Below are 442 nucleotides of genomic sequence, written 5' to 3' on the forward strand. Positions count from 1 at the left end.
TGTACGACCCGAAGGGCACCGCCCTGGTCGTCATCACCCGGACCATCGCCCCCGCGCGCGGAGGCACGGCCCTGCCCGGCGGTTACATCGACGACCGGGAGGACTGGCGCCAGGCCGTCGTCCGCGAACTCCAGGAGGAGACCGGCATCGACGCGGCGATCCGGGACGTACGGCTCGCCGAGGCCATGAGCTCGCCCGACGGACACCTGCTGCTGTTCGGGCTGCTCCCGGAACGTCCCGCGGAAGGGCTGCCGCCGTCGGAGGCCACGGACGAGACGGAGGGCTGGCACCTGCTGCGCCGCGCGGAGGAACTTGCTTTCCCGCTGCACACGCGTGCCGTGCGGGCCTGGTTCGAGGGCCGGTACATCTGACCCCACGGCTCAGCCCGGCCGGCCCACGGACACGCAGGGGCCGGGCCCTTCCCCGCCCCGCTCAGTTCGGC

1 protein-coding gene is annotated in these 442 nt (G+C 73.8%); it reads left to right on the top strand.

All coding sequences use genetic code 11. The features are described 5' to 3' along the window. A partial coding sequence (locus tag J0695_RS40515) for an NUDIX domain-containing protein (RefSeq protein ID WP_206969805.1) occupies positions 1 to 371 on the top strand: 371 nt, incomplete at its 5' end. Positions 372 to 442: the final 71 nt, after the last annotated feature.

Origin of the sequence: Streptomyces beijiangensis (assembly GCF_017315755.1) — a bacterium.
Lineage (GTDB): Bacteria > Actinomycetota > Actinomycetes > Streptomycetales > Streptomycetaceae > Streptomyces > Streptomyces beijiangensis.